Source organism: Allobosea sp. 10L417 (assembly GCF_056395485.1).
In genome coordinates this window covers 152,699-176,142 of sequence record NZ_JBFTJP010000010.1, presented here as the reverse complement: position 1 = coordinate 176,142, position 23,444 = coordinate 152,699, and the positions used below count along the sequence as shown (strand labels likewise).

Genomic DNA, 23,444 nt, shown 5'->3' with positions numbered 1-23,444 from the left:
CTATGGCGGGTTCTTCGAGTCACGAAGCCCGCTCCGCGATGCCTACCCAAGCTGATGAGGCCGGCGAATACACCATCAGCGATCTTGCCCGCGATTTCGGCGTCACACTCCGGACCCTTCGCTTCTACGAGTCCCGCGGCCTGATCGCGCCGACGCGCTCCGGTATGGCGCGTGTCTATTCGCCTCGCGATCGCGCCCGCCTCGCGCTAATCCTCAAGGGCAAGCAGCTTGGTTTCACGCTCGTCGAGATCCGCGCGATGCTCGCCAACGAGGACAAGAAGGGTGCTGCCGACAAGGCCGCCAATGTCGGCGGGCTGCAGCTCAGCCGCGACCAGATCGTCGAGCAACTCGATCTGCTGCGCAGCCAGCGCGCCGAGATCGAGAGCGCGATCACCGAGCTCGAGGCCTCGCTGTCCCGTATGCCTAAGGCCTGATCGCTGCCGCATCAGCCTTCATGAAACCCCGGCTGTGCCGGGGTTTTTTGTTGCCGCATGGACAGTTTCCGTCCGCAGAGTGACAAAATGTCGGTGTACCCGTTGCAAGTCGAATGAGATTGTTTATATGTGAACTATATTGAGGCGCTCCCAAACGGAGGCGAGCGGCCCGCGACGAGAGGGAGGACCACATGCCGGTCTACAAGGCGCCCGTCGACGATACGCTTTTCCTGCTCAACGACGTTTTCAATATCGAGCGCTACAACAATCTGCCCGGCTTCGCCGATGCGAGCGCGGACGTGATCGAGGCCGTGCTCGGCGAGGGCGCGAAGCTCTGTGAGCAGGTCCTCCAGCCGATCAACTACTCCGGCGACCAGGAGGGCTGCACGCGCCACGCCGACGGTCGCGTCACCACGCCGAAGGGCTTCAAGGAAGCCTATGAGGCCTATGCCGGCGGCGGCTGGATCGGCCTCGCCATGGACCCGGAATATGGCGGTCAGGGCCTGCCCTACACGCTCGGCGCCGTGATGAACGAGTACGCTTCGGCTGCGAACATGGCCTTCGCCATGTATCCGGGCCTGACCATGGGCGCGATCGCCGCGCTCTACGTTCATGGCTCGGACGAGCAGAAGCGCGCCTACCTGCCCAAGATGATCGAGGGCAAATGGTCGGGCACGATGAATCTGACCGAGCCGCATTGCGGCACCGATCTGGGGCTGCTCAAGACCAAAGCCGTGCCGAACGGCGATGGCTCCTATGCCATCTCCGGCACCAAGATCTTCATCTCGGCCGGCGAGCAGGATATCACCGAGAACATCATCCACCTCGTGCTCGCCCGCATCGAGGGCGCACCGGCCGGCACGAAGGGCATCTCGCTCTTCGTCGTGCCGCGCAACAAGGTAAGCGCTGACGGCTTCGTCGGCGAGAACAACCACGTCTCCTGCGGCTCGATCGAGCACAAGATGGGGATCCACGGCAACGCAACCTGCGTCATGAACTACGATGGCGCGCAGGGCTGGCTGGTCGGCGAGGAGAACCGCGGGCTCAACGCCATGTTCGTGATGATGAACGAGGCCCGCCTCGGCGTCGCCATCCAGGGCCTTGCCCAGTCCGAGGTCGCCTACCAGAACGCTGTCGTCTATGCCAAGGAGCGCCTGCAGGGCCGCTCGCTGACCGGCCCCAAGAACATTGCGGGACCGGCCGATCCGATCATCGTCCACCCCGACGTGCGCCGCACGCTGATGTCGATCAGGGCCTTCAACGAGGCGGCGCGCGCCTTCGTGCTCTGGAATGCGCTGCAATCCGATATCGCCCATCGCTCGGGCGACGCCGCCGAGCGCCAGGCGGCCGACGACCAGCTCGGCCTGATGACGCCGGTGCTCAAGGGGGTGCTCACCGATATCGGCTTCGACAACGCGGTGAAGGCGCAGCAGATGTTCGGCGGCCACGGCTACATCGCCGAGACCGGCGTCGAGCAGTTCGTGCGCGATGCCCGTATCGCCATGATCTACGAGGGCGCCAACGGCGTGCAAGCGATGGACCTCGTCGGCCGCAAGCTCGGCCGCGACGGCGGCCGCGGCATCATGGCCTTCTTCAACGAGGTCGGCGGCTTCCTCAAGGAGAATGCCGAGAACGAGGCGCTGAAGCCCCTGCTCGGGCCTCTCCAGGTTTCGCTCGGCCACCTCCAACAGGCAGCGATGTGGTTCATGAACAACGCGCTCGCCAAGCCGGACAATGCCGGCGCCGGCGCGAATGACTTCATGCATCTGCTCGGCCTGGTCTCGCTCGGCTATATGTGGGCGAAGATCGCCAAGGCGGCGTTGGAGAAGCTCAACGCCGGCGCCGACGGCGCGACCGAGCGGATGAGCGCCAAGCTCGTCACCGCCCGCTTCTTCATGGAGCGCACCTTGCCGGAGACCGCCGCGCATCTGGCGCGGATCACCGCAGGGGCCGACACGACCATGGCTCTGGCGCCCGAGCAGTTCTGAGGCTGCGGCTCAAGGGCACGTCATGCTCGGGCTCGACCCGGGCATCTCTTGATGAGTTCGCTGGATGAGGAGATGGTCGGGGCAAGCCCGACCATGACGTCCGGCAGGAAACAAAGCCGCCGGGTCGCGGCAGGCCAGGGAGTTCCCTCGATGGCAGACGCATTCATCTACGACCACGTCCGCACGCCGCGCGGCAAGGGCAAGGCGGACGGTTCGCTTCATGAAGTGACCGCGATCGAGCTCGGCACCCAGACCCTGCGCGCCATCAAGGACCGCAATGGCCTCGATCCGCTCCTCGTCGAGGACGTGGTGATGGGCTGCGTCGATCCGGTCGGCGAGGCCGGCGCCGACATCGCCCGCACCGTGGCGCTCAAGGCCGGCTACGGCAAGGAAGTGCCGGGCGTGCAGATCAATCGCTTCTGTGCCTCCGGCCTCGATGCGGTGAACCTCGCAGCCGCGCAGGTCATGTCCGGCCAGAAGGAGATGACGATCGGCGGCGGCGTGGAGTCGATGTCGCGTATCGGCATGGGCGCCTCGGGCTTCGGCATCGCGGTCGACCCATCAGTCGCGATCGACACCTATTTCATGCCGCAGGGCGTCTCGGCCGACCTGATCGCGACGAAATACGGCTTCTCGCGCGACGATGTCGACGCCTTCGCCGTCCGCTCGCACCAGCGCGCCGCCCAGGCTTGGAAGGAAGGGCGCTTCAGGAACTCGGTGATCCCCGTGACCGACGTCAACGGCCTCACCATCCTCGACCACGACGAAACCATCCGGCCGGACGCCAATATGCAGGCGCTTGCGGCGCTGAAGGCCTCCTTCGTACAAATGGGCGAGATGGGCGGGTTCGATGCGGTCGCGACCGCCGCACATCCGGATGTCGAGTTCATCAACCACGTCCACCACGCCGGCAATTCCTCCGGCATCGTCGACGGCGCGGCGGCCGTGCTCGTCGGCTCGAAGCGGGCCGGCAAGGCCGCAGGGCTGAAGCCGCGCGCCCGCATCAAGGCCTTCGCCACAGTCGGCTCCGACCTCGCGCTGATGCTGACCGGGCCGATCGATGTGACCGAGCGCGTCCTCAAGAAGGCCGGCATGACCACGAAGGACATCGACCTTTTCGAGCTGAACGAGGCCTTCTCCTCGGTCGTGCTGCGCTACCAGCAGGCGCTCGACATCGACGATGCCATCCTGAACGTCAATGGCGGCGCGATCGCCATGGGTCACCCGCTCGGGGCGACCGGCGCGATGGTGCTGGGCACCGTGCTCGACGAGCTGGAGCGGACGAACAAGCAAACCGCGTTGGTGACGCTCTGCGTCGCGGTGGGCATGGGCGTCGCCACCATCATCGAGCGCGTCTGAGCGGAAGGGCAGGGAGAGAGATCATGAACCTCACCAATTTCCGCTTCGAGAGCGACGCCGACGGCATCGCTGTTGCGACCTGGGACATGCCGGGCCGCTCGATGAACGTCATCACCCCCGAGGTGATGGAAGAGCTCAACCAAATCGTCGACAAAGTCGCCGCTGACGAGGCCATCAAGGGCTGCGTCATCACCTCCGGCAAGGAGAGCTTCTCGGGTGGCGCCGACCTCACCATGCTCCAGGGGCTGCGCGACCTCTATGGGAAGCTCGCCAAGGAGAAGGGCGAGGCGGTCGCGATGCAGAGCTTCTTCGACGAGAGCCGCAAGCTTTCGCTGCTCTATCGCAAGCTCGAGACCTGCGGGAAACCTTTCGCCGCCGCGATCCACGGCGTTTGCCTCGGCGGCGCCTTCGAGCTCTCGCTGTCCTGCCAGTATCGAGTCGTCTCCGATGATGCCTCGACCCGCGTCGGTCTGCCCGAGATCAAGGTCGGGCTGTTTCCGGGCGCCGGCGGCACCCAGCGCGTGGCGCGGCTGATGCAGACCGGCGACGCCTTGCAGATGATGTTCAAGGGCGAGCAGGTGAAGGCTTTGCCGGCGCGCAATTCCGGCCTCGTCCATGCCGTCCTGCCGCGAGCCGAGATCGTCCAGAACGCCAAGGACTGGCTCAAGGCCAATCCGCAGGCGACGCAACCCTGGGACCAGAAGGGCTTCAAGCTGCCCTCGAACAAGGTGCATTCGCCGGCCGGCATGCAGATCTGGCCGCCAGCCAACGCGATCTATCGCCGGGAGACCAACGACAACTATCCGGCCGCCCGCGCCATCCTCTCGGCAGTCTATGAAGGGCTGCAGCTGCCGATCGATCTCGGCCTCAAGGTCGAAAGCCGCTACTTCGCCAAGATCCTGCGGACGAAGGAGGCGGCTTCGATGATCCGCTCACTCTTCGTCTCGATGCAGGAATTGAACAAGGGCGCCCGCCGCCCGGCCGACGTGCCGCCGTCGAAGCTCAAGAAGGTCGGCGTTGTCGGCGCCGGCTTCATGGGCGCGGGTATCGCCTATGTCACGGCGCAGGCTGGCCTCGAGGTCGTGCTGATCGACAAGGACATCGAGGCGGCCGAGAAGGGCAAGGCCTATTCGCACAAGCTGGTTTCCGACCAGATCATGAAGGGCCGCGCCAAGACCGCCGATCGCGACGCGCTGCTCGGCCGCATCAAGGCCTCGGCCGATTATGCCGATCTCAAGGGCTGCGACCTGATCGTCGAGGCGGTCTTCGAGGACCCGAAGGTCAAGGCCGAGGTCATCGCCAAGGTCGAGGCCGTGGTCGGTCCGCGCACGATCTTCGGCTCCAACACCTCGACGCTGCCGATCACCGGCCTCGCCGAGACCAGTCAGCGCCCGAAGAACTTCATCGGCATCCATTTCTTCTCGCCGGTCGAGAAGATGCTGCTGGTCGAGGTCATCATGGCCAAGAAGACCGGCAAGAAGGCGCTCGCCATGGCGCTGGACTATGTCCGCGCGATCAAGAAGACGCCGATCGTCGTCAACGACGTCAGAGGCTTCTACGCCAATCGCTGTGTCGGCAACTACATCCGCGAAGGCCATCTGATGCTGATGGAGGGCGTGCCGCCGGCGATGATCGAGGCGGCCGGCAAGCAGGCCGGCATGCCGGTCGGCCCGCTCTCGCTCAATGACGAGGTCGCGGTCGACTTGGCCTACAAGGTGCTGAAGGCGACCAAGGCTCAGCTCGGAGAGGGCGCGGTCGATCCGGCGCAGGAGAAGCTGCTCGCCGACATGGTCGAGAAGCACGGCCGTCTCGGCCGCAAGAACCGCAAGGGCTTCTACGATTATCCGGAAGCCGGGCCGAAGCGCCTCTGGCCGGGGCTCGCCGATCTCGTCGGCAAGCGGCTCGACCCCGAAAGCGTTGACATGGAGGAGCTGAAGCACCGCCTCCTGGTGACGCAGGCGCTGGAAGCCGCGAAGACCTATGAGGAAGGCGTCGTCACCGATCCGCGCGAGGCCGATGTCGGCTCGATCATCGGTTTCGGCTTTGCTCCTTTCACCGGCGGCACGCTCTCGTACATCGACAATATGGGCGCTGCCGCCTTCGTGAAGCTCTGCGAGAAGCTGACCAAGGCCCATGGCGAACGCTTCAAGCCGAACCGCCTGCTGAAACGCATGGCCAAGACCGGCGAGAGCTTCTACGGCACGGCAGAGAAGAAGGCGGCGGCCTGAGCGTCCGCCAGCCATGGCCGTCCGCCCGATCTTGCGTTTCCCCGATCCGCGTCTGCGCGTGGCCGCCCTGGCGGTCACGCGCTTCGATGCCGATCTGCGGGAACTGGCGACGGATCTGCTCGACAGCATGCGTGCCGCGCCAGGGATCGGCATCACGGCGCCGCATATCGGCGTTCTGTCGCGGCTGGTCGTTCTGGAACTGGCGCCGGGCGAGGTCCGGACCTACGTTAATCCCGTCCTCGACAGCGTGTCGCGCGAGACCATCCGCCATGTCGAGGGCAGCGTCTCGATGCCGGGTGTCACCGATGAGATCGAGCGCCATTCCCGCGTCCGGGTGCGCTATCGCGACCTCGACGGAACGGAGCATGTCGAGGAGGCGGAGGGCCTCCTCGCTGTCTGCCATCAGCACGAGATCGACCAGCTCGACGGGATCTTCTGGATCGACCGCCTGTCGCGGCTGAAGCGCGACAGGCTAATCGCGCGCTACAACAAGCTGCGGCGGGGATAGGAAGAGCACCGTTCGGGTGCGGGCCGTCATGCTCGGGCTTGACCCGAGCATCTCATGACGCGGAGGCTCCGGCACGTTGTCTTGCCCGAGATTCTCGGGTCAGAGCTTCGCTCCGCCCGAGAATGACGCCCGGTGTCTGCGCCTCAGTTCGCAACCGACCGGATCGTCCGGCGCAGCTTGCCGATCAACTCCTCGACCTGCGATTCCGTGATGATCAGCGGCGGCGAGAAGGCGATGGTATCGGCGGCGGTCCGCACCATCAGCCCTTCTTCGCGGAAGAGGCGGTCCATGGCTTCGAACGCACGCTTGCCGACGCCATCGGCGCGCGGGGCGAGGTCGACGGCGCCGACGATGCCGAGCGTACGGATGTCGACGACGTTCGGCTCGCCCTTCAGGCTCATCACCGCGTCGGCCCAGGCGCCTTCCATCGCGTGTGCGCGCTCGAACAGGCCTTCGTCGCGGTAGATGTCGAGCGTCGCCAGGCAGGCGGCTGCCGCCAGCGGGTGGCCCGAATAGGTGTAGCCGTGGAACAGCTCGATGACGTTGTCCGGGCCGCCCATGAAGGCGTCGTAGATGTGCTTGCGCACGATCACGCCGCCCATCGGCACCGTGCCGGAGGTCACGCCCTTGGCGAAGGTGATCATGTCCGGGATCACGCCGTAGCGCTCGGCGGCGAAGGCGAAGCCGAGGCGCCCGAAGCCTGTGATCACCTCGTCGAAGATCAGCAGGATGCCGTGCTTGTCGCAGATCTCGCGCAGGCGCTTGAGATAGCCTTTCGGCGGCGGCAGCGCGCCGGTCGAGCCCGCCATCGGCTCGACGATGACGGCGGCGATGGTCGAGGCGTCGTGCAGCGCGACGATGCGCTCGAGATCATCGGCGAAATGCGCGCCGTATTCCGGCTCGCCCTTGCTGAAGGCCTGCTTCTCGCGGTCATAGGTATGGGCGAGGTGGTCGACGCCGGTCAGCAGCGAGCCGAAGAATTTGCGGTTGTTCGACATGCCGCCGACCGAGATGCCGCCGAAGCCGACGCCGTGATAGCCGCGCTCGCGGCCGATCAGCCGGGTCTTCGCGGCCTTGCCCGAAACGTTCCAATAGGCCAGCGCGATCTTGAGCGCCGAATCGGCCGCTTCCGAGCCCGAGCCGGCGAAGAAGACATGGTCGAGATCGCCCGGTGCCAGCGCCGCGATGCGGGCGGCGGCGGCGAAGACCTTCGGGTGGCCGTACTGGAAGGACGGGGCGTAATCGAGGTCGCGCGCCTGCGCCTGGATCGCCTGGATGATCGGCTCGCGGGCATGGCCGGCATTGCAGCACCACAGGCCCGCCGTGCCGTCCATCACCGGCTTGTTCTCGGGCGTGTAGTAGAACATGCCCTCGGCACGGGAGACCATGCGGGGGTTCTTTTTGAACGACCGGTTGGCCGTGAACGGCATCCAATAGGCTTCGAGGTCGTTCGGCGTGCCGATGGCGGAGGATGCGGAAGTCATCGAAGGCCCCTGTGGATTAACCTTGGTTGAACCTAGCAGGCGAAAGCGGACTGTAAATTGCCATGATGGCACGCCATGGCTGCGCCGAACGGATGACGGCTGGAGCGAAGGCCGCAGGTGACGTTAGGTCGCCGATGGCGTAATCTCCCCGCTTGGGGCACAGACGAACGGACCCCGATGACGGACGGCGATAGTGATCCTGGACGGCTGGACGAACGGGCCGCGGCGATCCTTCGTGCGGAGTTGGCCCGCGTCCTCGCTTCCGATGCCTTTCGCGCCGCACCTCAGCTTTCGGCCTTCCTGAGCTTCATCGTCGAGCGCACGATCGAGGGGCGCGCGGCCGAGCTGAAGGGTTATACCATCGCGGTGGAAGGCCTCGGGCGGCCAGCCGATTTCAACCCGCAGATCGATCCGATCGTTCGGGTGGAGGCGGGGCGGCTCAGGCGTGCGCTGACGCAGTACTATGCCGGCGAGGGACAGGGCGATCCGGTTGTGGTCTCGATGCCCGTTGGAGGGTATGTTCCCGTCTTCGAGGTCGTCGATCCGGATACGGAGATGACGTGGGAACAGACCTCGGTCCTCGCCCTTCGCGACGATCCCCCAGTGACGGAGGCACTTCCGGTCGCAAAGGCGGCCGATCGCGTCGCCACGCGGCGTTGGTCCATCGTCACGGCGGCGGCGCTTGCTCTGGGGCTTCTTACGCTCGCCTGGTGGTATCTGGCGCCGGCTGACACGCCGGCCGGGCTGAGTTCGGCCAAGCTAAACGGGAACGAGCAGGTCGCGGGTGCGCAGCCGGCGATCACGGCCCCCCTCCAGCTCGTCCGCGTCGCCATAACGATCCCGGTGGTGCCGTCGGATCCCAAGCTGGCAGGCATCCTCCACCGGTTTTCCGATCTGCTGGTCGATGCCATGGCCCGCTTCGACGATCTCGTGACGATCAAGGCCCCGCCGCCGGGAACTGCGGCGCCCGCGGACGTCGATTATGTTTTCGAGATGAACGTTCAGGCTGTCGACAGCGGCGTCGAGGGGCTGGGGCGTCTGCGTTCGGTCCGGGACGGGCGCATCGTCTGGACGGCGTCCTCCGGCCGGCCGTCGCTCGAACTCCTGCAGGATTCCGAGCTTGCCGAGATGGCGCGCAACCTGGCGACCAGGCTGACGGAGCCCTTCGGCATCATCCCGGCCGACATACGCCAATCCCAGTCGTTATCGGCGGTTCGTTGCATCCTGCAGGCTTTCGATGCCCGTCGCACCATGGTCCCGGAAGACCATCTCGCTGCCCGGTCCTGCCTTGAAAGGCTGATCGAGCAGGACCCGAGCTTCTACCCGGCATGGGCCCATCTCGCCATCATGACGCTTGGAGAATACGGTTCGGGCTTCAATCCGGACGACCTCGTTCCCAAGGCGGGCGAGCAAAAAGACAAGCCGCCGCTCGATCGCGCCCTCGCCGCGGCTTTGACGGCCATCCGCCTGGCGCCGTCCGGTGCACGGGCCTATCAGGCCATGATGRAGGTCCTGTTCCTGCGCGGATCGACCGAGGAGGCGCTTCAGAAGGGACGGGACGCTCTGACGCGCAATCCCTATGATCCGGACATCATGGCGGATCTCGGCGCGTTCTATGTTCGGCGCGGCCGGTCGATAGAGGGTTTGCCGATACTCGAGCGCGCGGCTGCGCTCAGTGTCGGGCGGCCGCCGCGCTATGACTTCTACGCTTTTCTCGGAGCCTATCTGATCGGCGCCAAGAAGGTTTCGGAGACCTATGCCGCCATGCTGGCAGCCGATACGAGCCCCTTCGGCCTGCTGGCCCAGGCCCTGAGCGCGGCGTCGGAGGACGATGCGGCGGCCCAGGCGAAAGCCATTGCGCAGCTTCGGGACAAGGCTCCGCTCTTCAAGAAGGACCCGCACGCATACCTTGCCCGGAAGGGTTTCGCCGACGAAGTGGCGAGCCAGGTTCTGGCGCCGCTCGGCCTCGACAAGTCCTGACAGGCCCTCGCGCACCGCTGCGCTCCCCGCTTCGCGGCCCGCGCGGACGATGGTGACGCCCGGCGGACGAGGCTGCTCGCATAACGCGGCGCGCGCGGGTAATCTGCCGCTTAGCGTTGTGATTCGTTCCCGATTTCCGATCAACCCTCGTAGCGCGAATGCTGCCGTGGCTCCTTTGCGCCTGAAAGCCTTGCCTCCTCTCGCCGGCGCAGTCACCGGGCTTTCTGCTGGCGCGGTCATGGCGATTATCTTGCCGGGCGGGTTGGGGCCCGCGCTGGGGCTGCTTGCCTCCGGCGCCGGCGTTATGGTCGCGATGCGGACGTTCGAGCGCCGCGGCCTTGCTCGGCACGAGCAGGCTCTGGCCGGGCTCGGCGAGGTCAAGGTCAGGCTGGCCACCAACGCCATCCGCTTGGACGCGCTTTCGCAGCGTGTCGAGCAGATGCCCATGCGGGATGCCGATGCCGCGCCGGCTCGTGCCGCAATCCATGAACTCACCGCCGAGGTTGGACTGCTCGGCGATTTGATCCATCAGGTTGCCACGACGCTCGCCGACCACGAGACGGTTCTGGCGCGGCTGCCCGAGCCGGCGTCTGCGGCGCCGGCGCTCCCCGCTCCCGCTATTCCCGAAGTGGTTCTCGATCCGGAAGCGGTGCGCCGCGCCCGCGCCGAGCAGCAGGCAGCGGAGCGTGCCGCCGCGGCCAAGGCGGCGCAGGAAGCGGCCGAGGCCGAGCGCGCCGCGCTCATCGGCCGGGCGCTCAGCGAAGGGCGCATCGAGGTCCATCTTCAGCCGATCGTGTCGCTGCCGCAGCGCCGCACACAGGGCTACGAAGCGCTGGCGCGGCTGCGGCTCGACGAGAACACCCTGCTCCTCCCCCACGAATTCCTCGACACCATCGAAACCCGTGGCTTCGGGCCGACACTCGACGCGCTTGTGCTGACACGCGCCCTGGCGATTGCCCGCCATCTCGCCTCGAAGGATGGCGGTATCTTCGTCTCCTGCAATTTCAGCGCAGCAACCTGGGGTTCGTCACGCGCCTTGGCCGCACTGACGCGCATTCTCGACAAATATCGCGAGCACACCGGGCACCTCGTCATCGAGATGCCTCAGACGGTCTTCCGGAACCTCGATCCGACGAGCCTCGGCCTGCTCGGCGCGATGTCGGCGAACGGCGTGCGGTTCGCGCTCGATCATGTCGTCGATCTGCGGCTTGACCCTCGCGCCTTGTTCGACCGGGGCATGCGCTTCATCAAGGCGCCGGCGACGCTGCTGCGGGATCATGCCGAAGGCAAGGTCGTCAGCGATATCGCGGCAGGCGATCTGGCGGCGATGTTGGGTAGGGCGTCGATCACTCTCGTCGCCGAGCATGTCGAGGACAACCCGCTGGCAGCCGATATGATCGAGCTTGGCGTCACGATGGGGCAGGGCCAGGCGTTCTCCCCGCCGCGCCCGGTGAAGCCGGAAGTCTTTGCGGAACCGGAGGCGGCTCCTGCGCCGCCCGCTGCTCCCGCCGTCCCGGCTGCGCAGGTGCGCCCGCCCGGAGCTGCCAATGATGCCGCGCGCCCGGTCCTGGCTCACGGCGCGTCTGCCAGCCCCGCCGCCGCTGCGCCGGATGGCCGCCCCGAACGGTTGCCGTTCCGCTCGGTGCTGCGCCGCGCCAGCGCCTGACGCGCGAAGCGACGCAACATCCGGTTCCGCTGCCGGCGAATCCCGTCTAGACCTGCTGCGGCGAGGCATGGATGCCTCCTCTAGCGCCGGAGATCGAGACAGTGTCGCCATTGGGGATCGCATCCACCATCCCGCTTTCGGGCTTCTCCGAGGTCGCGGACCGTTTCGATCTCTGCCTCTGCGATGTCTGGGGCGTGGTCCATAACGGCGTCGCGGCCTATCGCGACGCCCTGGTGGCTCTGATGCGCATGCGCGAACGCGGGATCAGTGTCGTCCTGGTGACCAATGCGCCGCGCCCGGGCGGGGTCATCATCGACCAGCTCGACGGTTTCGGCGTCCCGCGCGAAGCCTGGGACGCGATCGTCACCTCCGGCGATGTGTGCCGGTCGCTGATCCACGCACGCGCCGGCGAGCCGATGTTCCGGCTCGGGCCCGACCGGGATTTGCCGCTGATCGCCGGTCTTGATGTCCGCGAAACCAGCCCTGCCGAAGCCGCCTATGTGCTCTGCACCGGGCTGTTCGACGACGAGAACGACACGGCGGCGACCTATGYCGACCTGCTGGCCGGCTTCGCCGCACGCGGGTTGCCGCTGATCTGCGCCAATCCCGATCTCGTCGTCGAGCGCGGTGGCCGCATCATTCCCTGCGCAGGTGCGGTCGCGCTTGCCTATGAGGAGATCGGCGGGCGGGTGATTTATGCCGGCAAGCCGCATAGGCCGATCTATGAGGCGGCTCTGGCTGCGGCCGAGGAAAAGCGCGGCGAGGCGATTGCCCGAGACAGGATCTGCGCCGTAGGCGACGCCATCCGCACCGATATCGCCGGCGCCTCGGGCTTCGGCGCTGCCGGCATCATGGTGCTGGCCGGCATCCATGCACAGGATTTGATGGAGGCGTCATGGGAGGAGCGTCACGGCTGGTTCGGCCAGCAGGCGCACCGGCCGGCCTATGCCATGCCGCATCTGGTCTGGTGAGGGCGATCTCGCTCTCTACTGTCGCATCTGATTTCTCCGAAAAGTGGATGCCACTTTTCGGCCGGATGCGTCAGGCGGCGAGGCAGACCGCCTCGATCTTGGTCTTCAACGTTTGCGCGTTGAACGGCTTCACGATGTAATTGCTGACGCCGGCCTTCTTGGCCGCGATGACGTTCTCTGTCTTCGACTCAGCTGTGACGATGATGAAGGGCGTCTCGGAGAGCGTCGTCTCCTCCCGCACCTTCTGCAGCAGCTCGAAGCCGCTCATCGGCTCCATGTTCCAGTCGGAGATCACGAGGCCGTATTTCTTGTCGCGCATCTTCGCGATCGCGGCCGAGCCGTCCGAGGCGTCGTCGACATTCTCGAAGCCGAGCTGTTTCAGCAGGTTGCGGATGATGCGGATCATCGTTTGGTAGTCGTCGACCACGAGGATCGGCATGGACGGATCGAGAGCCATTGCGATGCTCCAGGCAGGGCAGTTGCGGCGTCGGAACATACCGACACCGCGCCGCCCGTTAGAGGCGGTCTCCACTCGCATCCGGTGATACCGACGGCGTGTTGCGAAGCGGTTAATCCGATCGCCAAGTGACCGTGGGGCAGGTGGTGCTCCGCACCAAAGTTCAATTGCCGTTATATTGCAGTTGCGAGATGATTAACCCGGTCGAGCACAGGGGCTGGGGTGCGCCTGCAAGCGACGAGAGATCAATGACTGTTCAGCCGATGCCCGGCACGCTTTACACCGTTCATGCCTTCGAGGATCTGGCGATCGGCCAGTCCGAGAGCCTGATGCGGACTGTGATGGAGCGCGATGTCGCGCTCTTTGCCGAGCTTTCGGGCGACGCCAACCCCATCCATCTCTGCGACCAGTTCGCGGCCGGCACCAAGTTTGGTCAGCGCATCGCTCATGGCATGCTGACGGCGAGCCTGGTTTCGGCGCTGCTCGGCACGCGGCTGCCCGGCCCCGGTGCCGTCTATCTCTCGCAGACGCTGACCTTCCTGGCCCCGGTCAAGATCGGCGATGTCGTCATGGCGCGCGTCGAGGTCGTCGAACTCGTCGCCGAGCGCCGCCGGGCGCGCTTCTTCTGCGAGTGCCTCGTCGACGGCAAGGCGGTGATGGAGGGCGAGGCCTGGGTGGCGATGCCGCCGAAGCCCAAATCCTGAGAGGTTTGGGGCAGGGCGGCCTTGACGCCTCACCGGCCTTCGCCGCAAAGACGACCATCGCCCGGCTTTCGCGGGCAGAGGGACGTTCCTCATCGATGTCTTCCCCAGCCGATGCGCCGTCGCGCTCCGAGCCGGCGGCCGTGGTCCTCGACCTCGACAAGCCCATTCCGGATGGCCTGCGCGGCGCCGTGCTCGCGCTTGGCAATTTCGACGGGGTCCACCGGGGGCATGCCGAACTCGCCCGGGTGGCGGGCGCCATGGCGCGCGATCTCGGTACGGTGCCGGCCGCCTTCACCTTCGAGCCGCATCCGCGCAGCGTCTTCCGCCCCGAGGAACCCGTCTTCCGGCTGACACCGCCACAGATCAAGCTCGAATTGCTGGCCGATGCCGGCCTTGCTCAGGTCTTCGTCCTGCCCTTCGACCGCGAGATCGCGGCGATCACGGCCGAGCATTTCATCGACGATCTGCTAGTCGGGCGGCTGGGCGCCACCGGCCTCGTCTGCGGCTATGACTTCCATTTCGGCAAGGGGCGGACCGGCTCGCCCGAGATGCTGCAGGCTCACTGCCTGACGGCCGGCGTCCCGGTTCGCGTGGTGCCGCCCTTCGCCTGGCATGGCGAGGCGGTGTCGTCGACGCTGATCCGCACGGCGCTTGAAGAGGGCGATGTCGCCCGCGCCGCCGAATTCCTTGGGCGGCCCTGGTTCGTGCACGGGCTCATTGCCCATGGCGACAAGCGTGGCCGCGACCTCGGCTATCCCACCGCCAATATGCAGCTCGCCCGCGACTGCAAGCTGCGCCACGGCATCTATGCGGTACGGATGCGCATCGACGGCGTCTGGCGCGACGGCGTCGCGAGCTTCGGCCGCCGCCCGACCTTCGACGACGGCGCGCCGCGGCTGGAGACCTTCGTCTTCGACTTTTCCGGTGACCTGTACGGCAAGCGCGTCGACGTGGCCTTTGTCGACTGGCTGCGCGGCGAGGAAAAATTCGGTTCGCTCGAGGCCCTGATCGTGCAGATGGACGCCGACAGCGCCCGTGCCCGCGACATTCTGGCCAGGACCCCTGCTTTCGACGCGCCGCCCTTCCTTCCGTGAGCCGTGCCTGCTAGAAGCCCTCCATGCCCGCTCAACGCGCCATGCTGATCGATCTTTCCCGGCGAATTACGGGCCCGGCTGCCGCCTCGCGCTAGACTTAGCGCGGGCGCTTGCGCAGTCCGGGTTGAAGACCGCTTTTCCCGTTTCATGAGTGGACGCCCGGGGCCCGCCGAATGGCCCGCCGTCCCGACTGTCCGAGCCGGAAGATGACCGACAAGACCAACAACGCCAAGGCCGCCCAGACCGCAGGTGACGGCGTCGACTATTCGCAGACGCTGTTCCTGCCCCAGACCGAGTTCCCGATGCGCGCGGGCCTGCCGCAGCGCGAGCCGGAGCTGCTCGCCCGCTGGGCCAGGATCGACCTCTACCGCAAGCTGCGCGAAGCGGGGCAGGGGCGGGACAGGTTCGTGCTCCACGACGGGCCGCCCTATGCCAACGGCAACATCCATATCGGCCACGCGCTGAACAAGGTGCTGAAGGACCTCGTCACGCGCTCGCAGCAGATGCTCGGCTACGATTCCAACTATGTGCCGGGCTGGGACTGCCACGGCCTGCCGATCGAATGGAAGATCGAGGAGCAGTACCGCGCCAAGGGCCTGAACAAGGACGATGTCCCGGTCGTCGAGTTCCGCAAGGAATGCCGCGCCTTCGCCGAGCACTGGGTCGACGTCCAGCGCAACGAGTTCAAGCGCCTCGGCGTCGAGGGCGACTGGGCCCATCCCTATCTGACGATGGCCTATCCCGCGGAGGCGCAGATCGCCCGCGAGATCATGAAGTTCGCGGAGACCGGCCAGCTCTATCGCGGCTCCAAGCCCGTGATGTGGTCGGTGGTCGAGAAGACCGCTCTGGCCGAGGCCGAGGTCGAGTACGAGGAGCACACGAGCGACACGATCTACGTGCCGTTCCCGGTGCTGAATGCGCCGGCCAAGCTTGCTGGCGCCGCGATCGTCATCTGGACGACGACGCCCTGGACGATCCCGGGCAACCGCGCGATCTCCTTCCATAACAAGATCGCCTATGGCCTTTACCGCGTCACCGCGGCGCCCGAGAACAACTGGGCCAAGGTCGGCGCGACCTACATCCTCGCCAAGAACCTCGCCGAAAGCGTCTTCAAAGCCGCCAAGGTCGAAGCCTTCGAGCTGGTCGCCGATGTTCCGGCCGATGAGCTTGCGGCGCTCACCGCAGCCCACCCGCTGCGCGGCCACGGCTACGACTTCGATGTGCCCCTCCTCGACGGCGATCACGTCACCGACGATGCCGGTACCGGCTTCGTCCACACCGCGCCGAGCCATGGCCGCGAGGACTTCGACATCTGGATGGCGAATGGCCGCCAGCTCACCGGGCGCGGCATCGAGACCCGCATCCCCTATACCGTCGATGCCGATGGCCGCTTCACCAAGGAAGCGCCGGGTTTCGAGGGCGCGCAGGTCATCACGGACAAGGGCGACAAGGGTAACGCCAACGACGTCGTCATCAAGGCGCTGGTCGAGGCCGGCAACATCATCGCGCGCGGTCGCCTGAAGCACCAGTACCCGCATAGCTGGCGCTCGAAGAAGCCGGTGATCTTCCGCAACACGCCGCAATGGTTCATCGCCATGGACAAGCCGATCGGGGAGGCGCCTTCGCCGACCGGCATCGGCGAGATCGCGCCGACGCTTGGCGGCAATACCGATACGCTGCGCAACCGCGCTTTGCGGGCGATCAAGGAAACCGAGTGGGTGCCCGCCGCCGGCGAGAACCGCATCAACGGCATGATCGCCAACCGGCCTGACTGGGTCGTGTCGCGCCAGCGCGCCTGGGGCGTGCCGATCACTGTCTTCGTCGAGAAGGAGACCAAGGAGGTCCTCGTCGACGCCAAGGTCAACGCCGCCATCGCCCAGGCCTTCGAGGCGGAGGGCGCCGATGCCTGGTTCTCCGACACGGACGGTGCCCGCTTCCTCAAGCCCTTCGGCTACGAGCCGGCGAAGTACGAGCGCGTCACCGACGTGCTCGACGTCTGGTTCGACTCAGGGTCCACCCATGCTTTCACCCTGGAGAAGCGGGCCGATCTGCGTGCACGCCGCAAGGATGAGGGCGGCAATGACCGCGTCATGTATCTCGAAGGTTCCGACCAGCATCGCGGCTGGTTCCATTCGAGCCTGCTGGAAAGCTGCGGCACCCGCGGCCGGGCGCCCTATGACATCGTCCTCACCCATGGCTTCTGCCTGGACGAGAAGGGCGAGAAGATGTCGAAATCGAAGGGCAACGTCACGGCCCCGCAGGACATCATCAAGGATTCCGGCGCCGACATCCTGCGCCTGTGGGTCGCGGCTGCCGATTATTCCGACGATCTGCGCATCGGCAAGGAGATCCTGAAGACCTTCGTCGAGACCTACCGCAAGCTACGCAACACCATGCGCTGGATGCTCGGCACGCTCGCCCATTTCAGCGAGGAAATCCGCGTCTCGGAGCCGCAGACCATGCCGGAGCTGGAGCGGCTGATGCTTCATCGCCTCGCCGAGCTTGGGCCGCAGGTCGAGGAGGCCTATCGCACCTACGACTACAAGAAGGTCGTGTTCCTGCTCTCGCAGTTCATGAACACCGAGCTCTCGGCCTTCTATTTCGACGTGCGCAAGGACGCGCTGTATTGCGATCCGACGTCGAGCCATGTCCGCCGCAGCGCGCTGACGGCGGTCGACCATCTCTTCCGCTGCCTGACGACCTGGCTCGCGCCGATCCTGGTCTTCACGGCCGAAGAGGCCTGGCTCGAACGCTATCCCACGGAGAAGGCGGGMGAAGGCTCGGTGCATCTCGAACGCTTCGCCGAGGCGCCTGCGAGTTGGCTCGATCCCGAGCTGGCGGAGCGCTGGGGCAAGATCCGCCGTGTGCGCCGCGTCGTCACCGGCGCGCTCGAGCTGGAGCGTGCCGCCAAGCGGATCGGCTCCTCGCTCGAGGCTGCACCGCAGGTCTTCGTTTCCGATGCCGATCTCTATGCAGCACTCTCGGGCGTCGATCTCGCCGAGATCAGCATTACCTCCGATATCCGCATCACGAACGGGGAGGGGCCGGCCGAGGCTTTCCGCCTCGCCGAGATTCCCGGCGTCGCGGTGGTGTCGCATCGCGCTGCCGGCATCAAATGCGCGCGGTCCTGGAAGTATTTCGACCCCAAGACGGCCGACGCCGCCTATCCGGAGGTAACGCCGCGCGATGCCAAGGCGCTGAAGGAGCTGGGGGTGTCCGCCTGATGACGCCTGCCCGCCGCCTCGGCCTCGTCACGGTCCTGATCGTCTTCGTCTCGGATCAGCTCCTGAAATGCTGGATGCTCTACGGCGTCGGGCTGGCCGAGAACGGCCCGTTCGATCTCGCGCCCTTCCTGACGATCGTGCTCGCCTGGAACCGGGGCATTTCCTATGGCCTGTTCCAGCAGGGCACCGATCTCGGGCGCTGGTTCCTCGTCGTCATCTCCTTCGTCGCGGCGGTCTGGCTCTGGCGCTGGATGTGGCGCAGCGAGGGCGCGCTGACGGTGCTGAGCCTTGCGCTGATCATCGGCGGCGCGCTCGGCAACGGCGTCGATCGCGCCGTCTACGGCGCGGTGGTGGACTTCGTTCACTTCCATTGGGGTAGCTTCAGCTGGTACATCTTCAACATCGCCGATGTCGCGATCGTTGTCGGTGTGGCCGGGCTCCTGTATGAGTCCTTCCGACCGGCTGGGGAAAAGACAGCTGAGTGACGGTCTCGCCATCCTTTCGCCGCTCGTCCATGCTTGAGGCGAGTGCGAGATTGTCCAAAGGGAGATTTGATATGGCGCAACGCATCCGCGTGTCGCATCTGCTGCTCGCCGGCGGGCTCGTGCTGGCGGCCCAGCCTGCCTTCGCGCAGGAGGGCATGCTGTTCAAGAACCTGCTCGAAGGCACCTTCGGCGGCAAGGGGGCCGGCGACGACATCGATTATCGCGAGCGTGCGCCGCTGGTCGTGCCGCCGAATTCGGCGCTGCCGCGCCCGCAGGATCCGGCGAGCGCTCGCAGTGCCGCCTGGCCGAATGATCCCGATGTGCAGCGCCGCAAGGACGAGGCCAATCGTCCGCCCTATGCGCTCTCCGAGAGAGCGCGCAACAACCCTGTCCTGTCGCAGGAAGAGCTGCGCCGCGGCCGCACGTCCCGTGTGGAACAGGCGCCGACGATCATCGAGGAACACAGTAACTACAACAACCAGATCCAGCCGATCCGCATCGGCCGCGACCTCGCTTCCCGCCGCAACCAGGCGGCCGAAGAGTCTCTGGCCTATGGCACCGAGCCGCAGCGCCGCCTGCTGACCGAGCCGCCGACCGGCTATCGCCGCCCGGCTGACACGGCCGCGATGGGCCCGGGTCGCGGCGGCCCGGTCGAGGACAAGCAGGCTGTCGGCCAGCGCGAATTCGTGACCGGCCAGGGACCGGTGATGCTGGTCAGGCCTGACTAGGCTTGATCTGCAAGATCGGCTGAGGCGAGCCTCTTGCCGAAGCGGGACAAGCTGACCAAGTTCTCTTCCGGGGCGGGCGCATCGTGCCCGCCCTTTGTGTCTCAGCAGGAGATCGCGTCAGGTGAACATCCATGCGCGCCAGCCCGGTCTGGCTGAGCCCGTCGAAGCCTTCCGGCTCGATAATGGCCTCGACGTCGTCGTCGTGAAGGACCATCGGGCGCCGGTCGTCACCCATATGGTCTGGTATCGCAATGGTTCCGCCGACGATCCGGCCGGCAAATCGGGCATCGCGCATTTCCTCGAGCATCTGATGTTCAAGGGCACCGAACGCTGGCCCGCCGGCGAGTTCTCGAAGATCGTCGCAGGCTTCGGCGGACAGGAGAACGCCTTCACCTCCTACGACTACACCGCCTATTTCCAGCGCGTGCCGAAGGAGCATCTGCGCGCGATGATGGATTACGAGGCCGACCGGATGACCGGCCTCTCCTTCGACGAGAGCGTGGTCGGACCCGAGCGCGACGTGGTGCTGGAGGAGCGGCGCATGCGCGTCGATTCCGATCCGGCTGCCCAGCTCGGCGAGGAATTCTCCGCTTCGCTGTTCTTCCACCATCCCTATGGCACGCCGATCATCGGCTGGGAGCATGAGATCGAGCGTCTGAATCGCGACGACGCCTTCGCCTACTATCAGCGCTTCTACACGCCCGAGAACGCGATCCTCGTCGTGGCCGGCGATACCGATGCCGCCGAGGTGCGGCGTCTCGCCAATGAGAGCTACGGCAAGATCGCGGCCCGCGGCGCGGCGCCTGTCCGCAGCCGCCCGAGCGAGCCCGAGCCGCGCGCCTCGCGCCGGGTTGCGCTGAACGACCCGCGCGTGCAGCAGCCTTCGCTGCGCCGGGGGTGGCTGACCCCGACCTACACGACTGGAGAGCGCGAAGAGGTTCTGGCGCTCGAACTCGTCGCCGAGATCCTCGGCGGCGGGACGACCTCGCGGCTCTATCGCAAGCTCTGCGTCGAGGACGAGCTCGCGGCTGGCGCCAGCGCCTATTTCATGGGTTCGATGGTGGACCGCGCCGCCTTCCAGCTTTCCGCCAGCCCGCGCCCCGGTGTCGAGATGGCGGCGATGGAGGCGGGGCTCGATGCCGCGCTTGCCAGCTTCCTGGCCGACGGGCCAAGCGAGCTGGAGCTGGCGCGCGCCCGCACGCGGCTCGTCGCCGAGACGGTGTTCGCCCGCGACAACCAGGCTTCGCTGGCGCGCATCTTCGGCTCGGCGCTGGCGGTCGGCGAGACGGTCGAGGACGTGCTCGCCTGGCCGCAGCGCATCGAGGCCGTCAGCCGCGATGCGGTGGTCGAAGCGGCGCGCCGCTATCTGAAGCCTGGTCGCAGCGTCACCGGCCTGCTGCTGCCCGCCTGATCCTTGCCGTCTCACCGAACGGGCGGACGCCAGGCTCCGCCGACAGGAAGCGACATGAACGCGCCGATTCCGACACCCGACCTCAACACGGCCGGCCCCGCCCTTGCGGTCCAGAGCGTCCGCTCGCCGGGCGGCATCGAGGCCTGGCTCGTCGAGGAGCACAGCCTGCCGCTGATCGCGGTCGATTTCGCCTTCGACGGCGGCGCCAGCCGCGACCCGGAAAACGCGGCCGGCAGCGCCTATCTGATCTCGGGCCTGCTCGATGAAGGTGCCGGCGATCTCGACGCCGAGGCCTTTCAGGGCCGGCTGGCCGATCATGCGATCAGCCTCGGTTTCGAGGCCCGCCGCGACGATTTCCACGGACATGTCCAGACCTTGTCGAGTCATCGCGACACCGCCTTCGACCTGCTGGCGCTGGCGCTGAACCAGCCGCGCTTCGATGCCGATGCGGTCGGCCGTGTCCAGGCCCAGATCATCGCCGGGCTGCAGCGCCAGGCGAAGAACCCCGAAGTCATGTGCCGCAACGCGCTTTTCGCCGCGGCCTTCCCCGGCCATGCCTATGGCCGGCCCGAGAAGGGCGATGTCGACAGCGTCTCGAAACTGGCGGCTCCGGCGCTGAAGGCGTTGACGCCGGCATTGCTCGATCGCGGCGGGCTCAAGGTTGTCGTGGTCGGCGACATCACCGCGGCCGAACTCGCCGGGCGCCTTGATCTGCTGTTCGGGGCGCTGCCACAGGGCGTGTCCCGTCCGCGCCCGCCTCAGCCGCTGCCGATTCGGGGGCTGGGCCAGACCCATGTCATCGATCTCGACGTCCCGCAGACCGTGCTTCGCTTCGTCGGGCCGGGGCTGATGTGGCATGATCCGGACTTCATCCCAGCAAGTGTGCTGAACCACATCCTCGGCGGCTCGGCCTTCACTTCGCGCCTGTTCATGGAAGTGCGCGAGAAGCGCGGCCTTGCCTATGGCGTATCCTCCAGCCTGATGCCGCTGCGGGAGAGCGCCATGCTCGTTGGCGGCACCGCCACCCGCAACGACCGCGCCGCCGAATCGATGAAGGTGATCCGCGAGGAGATGCTGAAGCTCGCCCATGATGGGCCGAGCGAGCACGAGGTCGAGGAAGCGAAGCGCTACATCATCGGCTCCTACCCGCTGCGCTTCGACACCTCGCCGAAGATCGCCGGGGAATTGCTGGCTCTCGCGCTGCGCGGCGACACACCTGATTTCCTCGCCCGCCGCAACGGTCTCTTCGCGGCTGTGACGCTCGATGACGTCAAGCGCGTTGCCCATCGCCTCTTCGGCAACCCCGACCTGCTCGTTCAGGCGGTTGGCAAGCCGGTCGGGCTGGTCTGAAATAGCCTTCGTCTCCTCGTCGATACGGATCCTCTTCATGCTTCAGCAAAGCTTCGATCTCGCGCTCGAATCCAAGGTCGGCAAGGGAGGCATTCCCGACGCGGCCTTCGAGAAGGCGCTGGCCGATCTCAAGCCTGCGCTGGCGAAGCTGCAGGGGCAGGCGAAGGACGGTTCGCTGCCGCTGCTGAAGCTGCCGAGCGACACGGCCGATCTGGCGCCCGTGAAGGTTGCCGCCGAGCGGCTCAAGGCTGGCGGCACCACCGACGTGCTGGTGCTCGGCACCGGCGGCTCCAGCCTCGGCGGCCAGACGCTGGCGCAGCTCACCGGCTACGGCATCGCCGGCCTCTCCCACTTCACGTCCGGCCCGCGCGTCCACTTCATCGACAATCTCGACCCGGCGACCTATGCGGCGCTGCTCGCCAAGCTGCCGCTCAAGACGACCAAATTCGTGGCCATCTCGAAATCGGGCGGCACCGGCGAGACGCTCCTGCAGTCGATCGCCGCGATTGAGGCGCTGCGCGGCGCGCATCTCACCGATCAGCAGATCGGCGACCATTTCCAGGGGCTTTCCGAGCCGGGCAAGCCCGGCAAGCTCCATCCGCTGCGCGCGCTGCTGGAACCCTTCGGCACACCCTTCCTCGAACACCACACCGATGTCGGCGGGCGCTATTCCGTGCTGACCAATTGCGGCCTGCTGCCGGCCGCCGTGCTCGGCCTCGATATCGAGGCGCTGAGGCTCGGCGCCGGCCGCGCGGTGGCGCCGCTCTTTGCCGGCAAGGATGTCCGTGAGACCCCCGCCGCTATCGGCGCCGCGCTGCATCTGGCCGCCATGCGCTCGGGCAAGAACATCGCCGTGCTCATGCCCTATGCCGACAAGCTCGCATTGCTCACCCGCTGGTGGATGCAGCTCTGGGCCGAGAGCCTCGGCAAGGACGGGCAGGGCACACAGCCCGTCGGCGCGCTCGGTCCCGTCGACCAGCATTCGCAGCAGCAGCTCTATCTCGCCGGCCCCAAGGACAAGTTTTTCACCGTCGTGACGACCGGCGTGAAGGGCAAGGGCCCGCAGATCGACGCGGGCCTCGCGGAGAAGATCGGGCAGGCCGATTTCGCCGGCAAGACCATCGGCGACCTCGTCGCGGCGCAGGGCATCGCCATGATCGATACCTTCGCCAAGAACGGCTGCGCTGTGCGCCGCTTCCATGTCGAGCGGATCGACGAGACCAGCCATGGCGAGATGCTGATGCATTTCATGCTGGAGACGATCCTCACCGGCTACGCGATGGGGGTGGATCCCTTCGACCAGCCGGCGGTGGAGGAGGCGAAGCTTCTCGCCAAGCGCTATCTTGCCGAAGGGCGGGCTTGAGTCGCGGTTC

The 23,444-nt window shown here is 66.5% G+C and carries 18 protein-coding genes; 16 read left to right on the top strand and 2 right to left on the bottom strand.

The annotated features are described in order from the left end of the window. Positions 1 to 38: 38 nt before the first annotated feature. The 5 genes from AC1DE3_RS22310 (at position 39) to AC1DE3_RS22290 (ending at position 6,517) form a co-directional block, all read left to right on the top strand. On the top strand, positions 39 to 434 hold the full coding sequence (locus AC1DE3_RS22310) for a MerR family transcriptional regulator (protein ID WP_441510838.1): 396 nt from the start codon (positions 39 to 41) through the stop codon (positions 432 to 434). A 191-nt stretch (positions 435 to 625) separates the two neighbouring features. Beyond that, entirely contained in the window at positions 626 to 2,422 is a 1,797-nt protein-coding gene (locus AC1DE3_RS22305; RefSeq protein WP_441510839.1) for an acyl-CoA dehydrogenase C-terminal domain-containing protein, read from the top strand. Positions 2,423 to 2,572: 150 nt separating this feature from the next. Continuing rightward, the gene (locus AC1DE3_RS22300) at positions 2,573 to 3,781 is read left to right on the top strand and encodes an acetyl-CoA C-acetyltransferase (protein ID WP_441510840.1); all 1,209 of its coding nucleotides are present in this window, start codon (positions 2,573 to 2,575) and stop codon (positions 3,779 to 3,781) included. Between the two features lie 23 nt (positions 3,782 to 3,804). Then, a complete protein-coding gene (locus tag AC1DE3_RS22295) occupies positions 3,805 to 6,009 on the top strand; it encodes a 3-hydroxyacyl-CoA dehydrogenase NAD-binding domain-containing protein (RefSeq protein WP_441510841.1) in 2,205 nt (734 codons plus the stop codon). Positions 6,010 to 6,022: 13 nt separating this feature from the next. After that, positions 6,023 to 6,517, top strand: coding sequence for a peptide deformylase (locus AC1DE3_RS22290; protein WP_441510842.1), 495 nt, complete (start codon positions 6,023 to 6,025; stop codon positions 6,515 to 6,517). A gap of 143 nt (positions 6,518 to 6,660) precedes the next feature. Here the strand turns inward: AC1DE3_RS22290 and aptA are convergent, their stop codons facing one another. Next, positions 6,661 to 8,001, bottom strand: coding sequence for an omega-aminotransferase AptA (gene aptA / locus AC1DE3_RS22285; RefSeq protein ID WP_441510843.1), 1,341 nt, complete (start codon positions 7,999 to 8,001; stop codon positions 6,661 to 6,663). 177 nt (positions 8,002 to 8,178) lie between these two features. Between aptA and AC1DE3_RS22280 the strand changes: the two genes are divergently transcribed. The 3 genes from AC1DE3_RS22280 (at position 8,179) to AC1DE3_RS22270 (ending at position 12,618) form a co-directional block, all read left to right on the top strand. Then, positions 8,179 to 9,981, top strand: coding sequence for a hypothetical protein (locus AC1DE3_RS22280; protein WP_476852792.1), 1,803 nt, complete (start codon positions 8,179 to 8,181; stop codon positions 9,979 to 9,981). A 238-nt stretch (positions 9,982 to 10,219) separates the two neighbouring features. After that, positions 10,220 to 11,647 carry an EAL domain-containing protein gene (locus AC1DE3_RS22275; protein ID WP_441510845.1) on the top strand — a complete coding sequence of 476 codons (1,428 nt, stop codon included), beginning with the start codon at positions 10,220 to 10,222 and terminating at the stop codon, positions 11,645 to 11,647. A 71-nt stretch (positions 11,648 to 11,718) separates the two neighbouring features. Continuing rightward, on the top strand, positions 11,719 to 12,618 hold the full coding sequence (locus AC1DE3_RS22270; RefSeq protein ID WP_476852791.1) for a TIGR01459 family HAD-type hydrolase: 900 nt from the start codon (positions 11,719 to 11,721) through the stop codon (positions 12,616 to 12,618). A 70-nt stretch (positions 12,619 to 12,688) separates the two neighbouring features. Here the strand turns inward: AC1DE3_RS22270 and AC1DE3_RS22265 are convergent, their stop codons facing one another. Further along, entirely contained in the window at positions 12,689 to 13,075 is a 387-nt protein-coding gene (locus AC1DE3_RS22265; protein ID WP_441510847.1) for a response regulator, read from the bottom strand. Between the two features lie 248 nt (positions 13,076 to 13,323). On the opposite strand from AC1DE3_RS22265, the gene AC1DE3_RS22260 reads away from it, so the two are divergent. The 8 genes from AC1DE3_RS22260 to AC1DE3_RS22225 all read left to right on the top strand — a co-directional run bounded on the left by AC1DE3_RS22260 (position 13,324) and on the right by AC1DE3_RS22225 (position 23,434). After that, the gene (locus tag AC1DE3_RS22260; RefSeq protein WP_441510848.1) at positions 13,324 to 13,779 is read left to right on the top strand and encodes a MaoC family dehydratase; all 456 of its coding nucleotides are present in this window, start codon (positions 13,324 to 13,326) and stop codon (positions 13,777 to 13,779) included. A 95-nt stretch (positions 13,780 to 13,874) separates the two neighbouring features. Continuing rightward, positions 13,875 to 14,873: a bifunctional riboflavin kinase/FAD synthetase gene (locus tag AC1DE3_RS22255; protein ID WP_441510849.1), complete on the top strand. Its 999-nt coding sequence runs from the start codon at positions 13,875 to 13,877 to the stop codon at positions 14,871 to 14,873. Positions 14,874 to 15,079: 206 nt separating this feature from the next. Further along, the gene (gene ileS / locus AC1DE3_RS22250; RefSeq protein WP_441510850.1) at positions 15,080 to 18,097 is read left to right on the top strand and encodes an isoleucine--tRNA ligase; all 3,018 of its coding nucleotides are present in this window, start codon (positions 15,080 to 15,082) and stop codon (positions 18,095 to 18,097) included. Further along, entirely contained in the window at positions 18,097 to 18,582 is a 486-nt protein-coding gene (lspA, locus tag AC1DE3_RS22245) for a signal peptidase II (protein WP_441510851.1), read from the top strand. Before ileS ends, lspA begins: the two co-directional genes overlap by 1 nt. A gap of 71 nt (positions 18,583 to 18,653) precedes the next feature. Beyond that, positions 18,654 to 19,310: a hypothetical protein gene (locus AC1DE3_RS22240; protein ID WP_441510852.1), complete on the top strand. Its 657-nt coding sequence runs from the start codon at positions 18,654 to 18,656 to the stop codon at positions 19,308 to 19,310. A gap of 121 nt (positions 19,311 to 19,431) precedes the next feature. After that, positions 19,432 to 20,721 carry a M16 family metallopeptidase gene (locus AC1DE3_RS22235; RefSeq protein WP_441510853.1) on the top strand — a complete coding sequence of 430 codons (1,290 nt, stop codon included), beginning with the start codon at positions 19,432 to 19,434 and terminating at the stop codon, positions 20,719 to 20,721. 54 nt (positions 20,722 to 20,775) lie between these two features. Beyond that, positions 20,776 to 22,071: a M16 family metallopeptidase gene (locus tag AC1DE3_RS22230; RefSeq protein WP_441510854.1), complete on the top strand. Its 1,296-nt coding sequence runs from the start codon at positions 20,776 to 20,778 to the stop codon at positions 22,069 to 22,071. Positions 22,072 to 22,108: 37 nt separating this feature from the next. Then, positions 22,109 to 23,434 (top strand): glucose-6-phosphate isomerase, encoded by a 1,326-nt coding sequence (locus AC1DE3_RS22225; protein ID WP_441510855.1) that lies wholly within the window; start codon positions 22,109 to 22,111, stop codon positions 23,432 to 23,434. The last annotated feature ends 10 nt before the right edge of the window (positions 23,435 to 23,444 follow it).

Coding starts and splice junctions, on each gene's coding strand:
- AC1DE3_RS22310 (WP_441510838.1), top strand. CDS start 39: ATGCCTACCCAAGCTGATGAGGCCGGCGAATACACCATCAGCGATCTT.
- AC1DE3_RS22305 (WP_441510839.1), top strand. CDS start 626: ATGCCGGTCTACAAGGCGCCCGTCGACGATACGCTTTTCCTGCTCAAC.
- AC1DE3_RS22300 (WP_441510840.1), top strand. CDS start 2,573: ATGGCAGACGCATTCATCTACGACCACGTCCGCACGCCGCGCGGCAAG.
- AC1DE3_RS22295 (WP_441510841.1), top strand. CDS start 3,805: ATGAACCTCACCAATTTCCGCTTCGAGAGCGACGCCGACGGCATCGCT.
- AC1DE3_RS22290 (WP_441510842.1), top strand. CDS start 6,023: ATGGCCGTCCGCCCGATCTTGCGTTTCCCCGATCCGCGTCTGCGCGTG.
- aptA (WP_441510843.1), bottom strand. CDS start 8,001: ATGACTTCCGCATCCTCCGCCATCGGCACGCCGAACGACCTCGAAGCC.
- AC1DE3_RS22275 (WP_441510845.1), top strand. CDS start 10,220: ATGGCGATTATCTTGCCGGGCGGGTTGGGGCCCGCGCTGGGGCTGCTT.
- AC1DE3_RS22265 (WP_441510847.1), bottom strand. CDS start 13,075: ATGGCTCTCGATCCGTCCATGCCGATCCTCGTGGTCGACGACTACCAA.
- AC1DE3_RS22260 (WP_441510848.1), top strand. CDS start 13,324: ATGACTGTTCAGCCGATGCCCGGCACGCTTTACACCGTTCATGCCTTC.
- AC1DE3_RS22255 (WP_441510849.1), top strand. CDS start 13,875: ATGTCTTCCCCAGCCGATGCGCCGTCGCGCTCCGAGCCGGCGGCCGTG.
- lspA (WP_441510851.1), top strand. CDS start 18,097: ATGACGCCTGCCCGCCGCCTCGGCCTCGTCACGGTCCTGATCGTCTTC.
- AC1DE3_RS22240 (WP_441510852.1), top strand. CDS start 18,654: ATGGCGCAACGCATCCGCGTGTCGCATCTGCTGCTCGCCGGCGGGCTC.
- AC1DE3_RS22230 (WP_441510854.1), top strand. CDS start 20,776: ATGAACGCGCCGATTCCGACACCCGACCTCAACACGGCCGGCCCCGCC.
- AC1DE3_RS22225 (WP_441510855.1), top strand. CDS start 22,109: ATGCTTCAGCAAAGCTTCGATCTCGCGCTCGAATCCAAGGTCGGCAAG.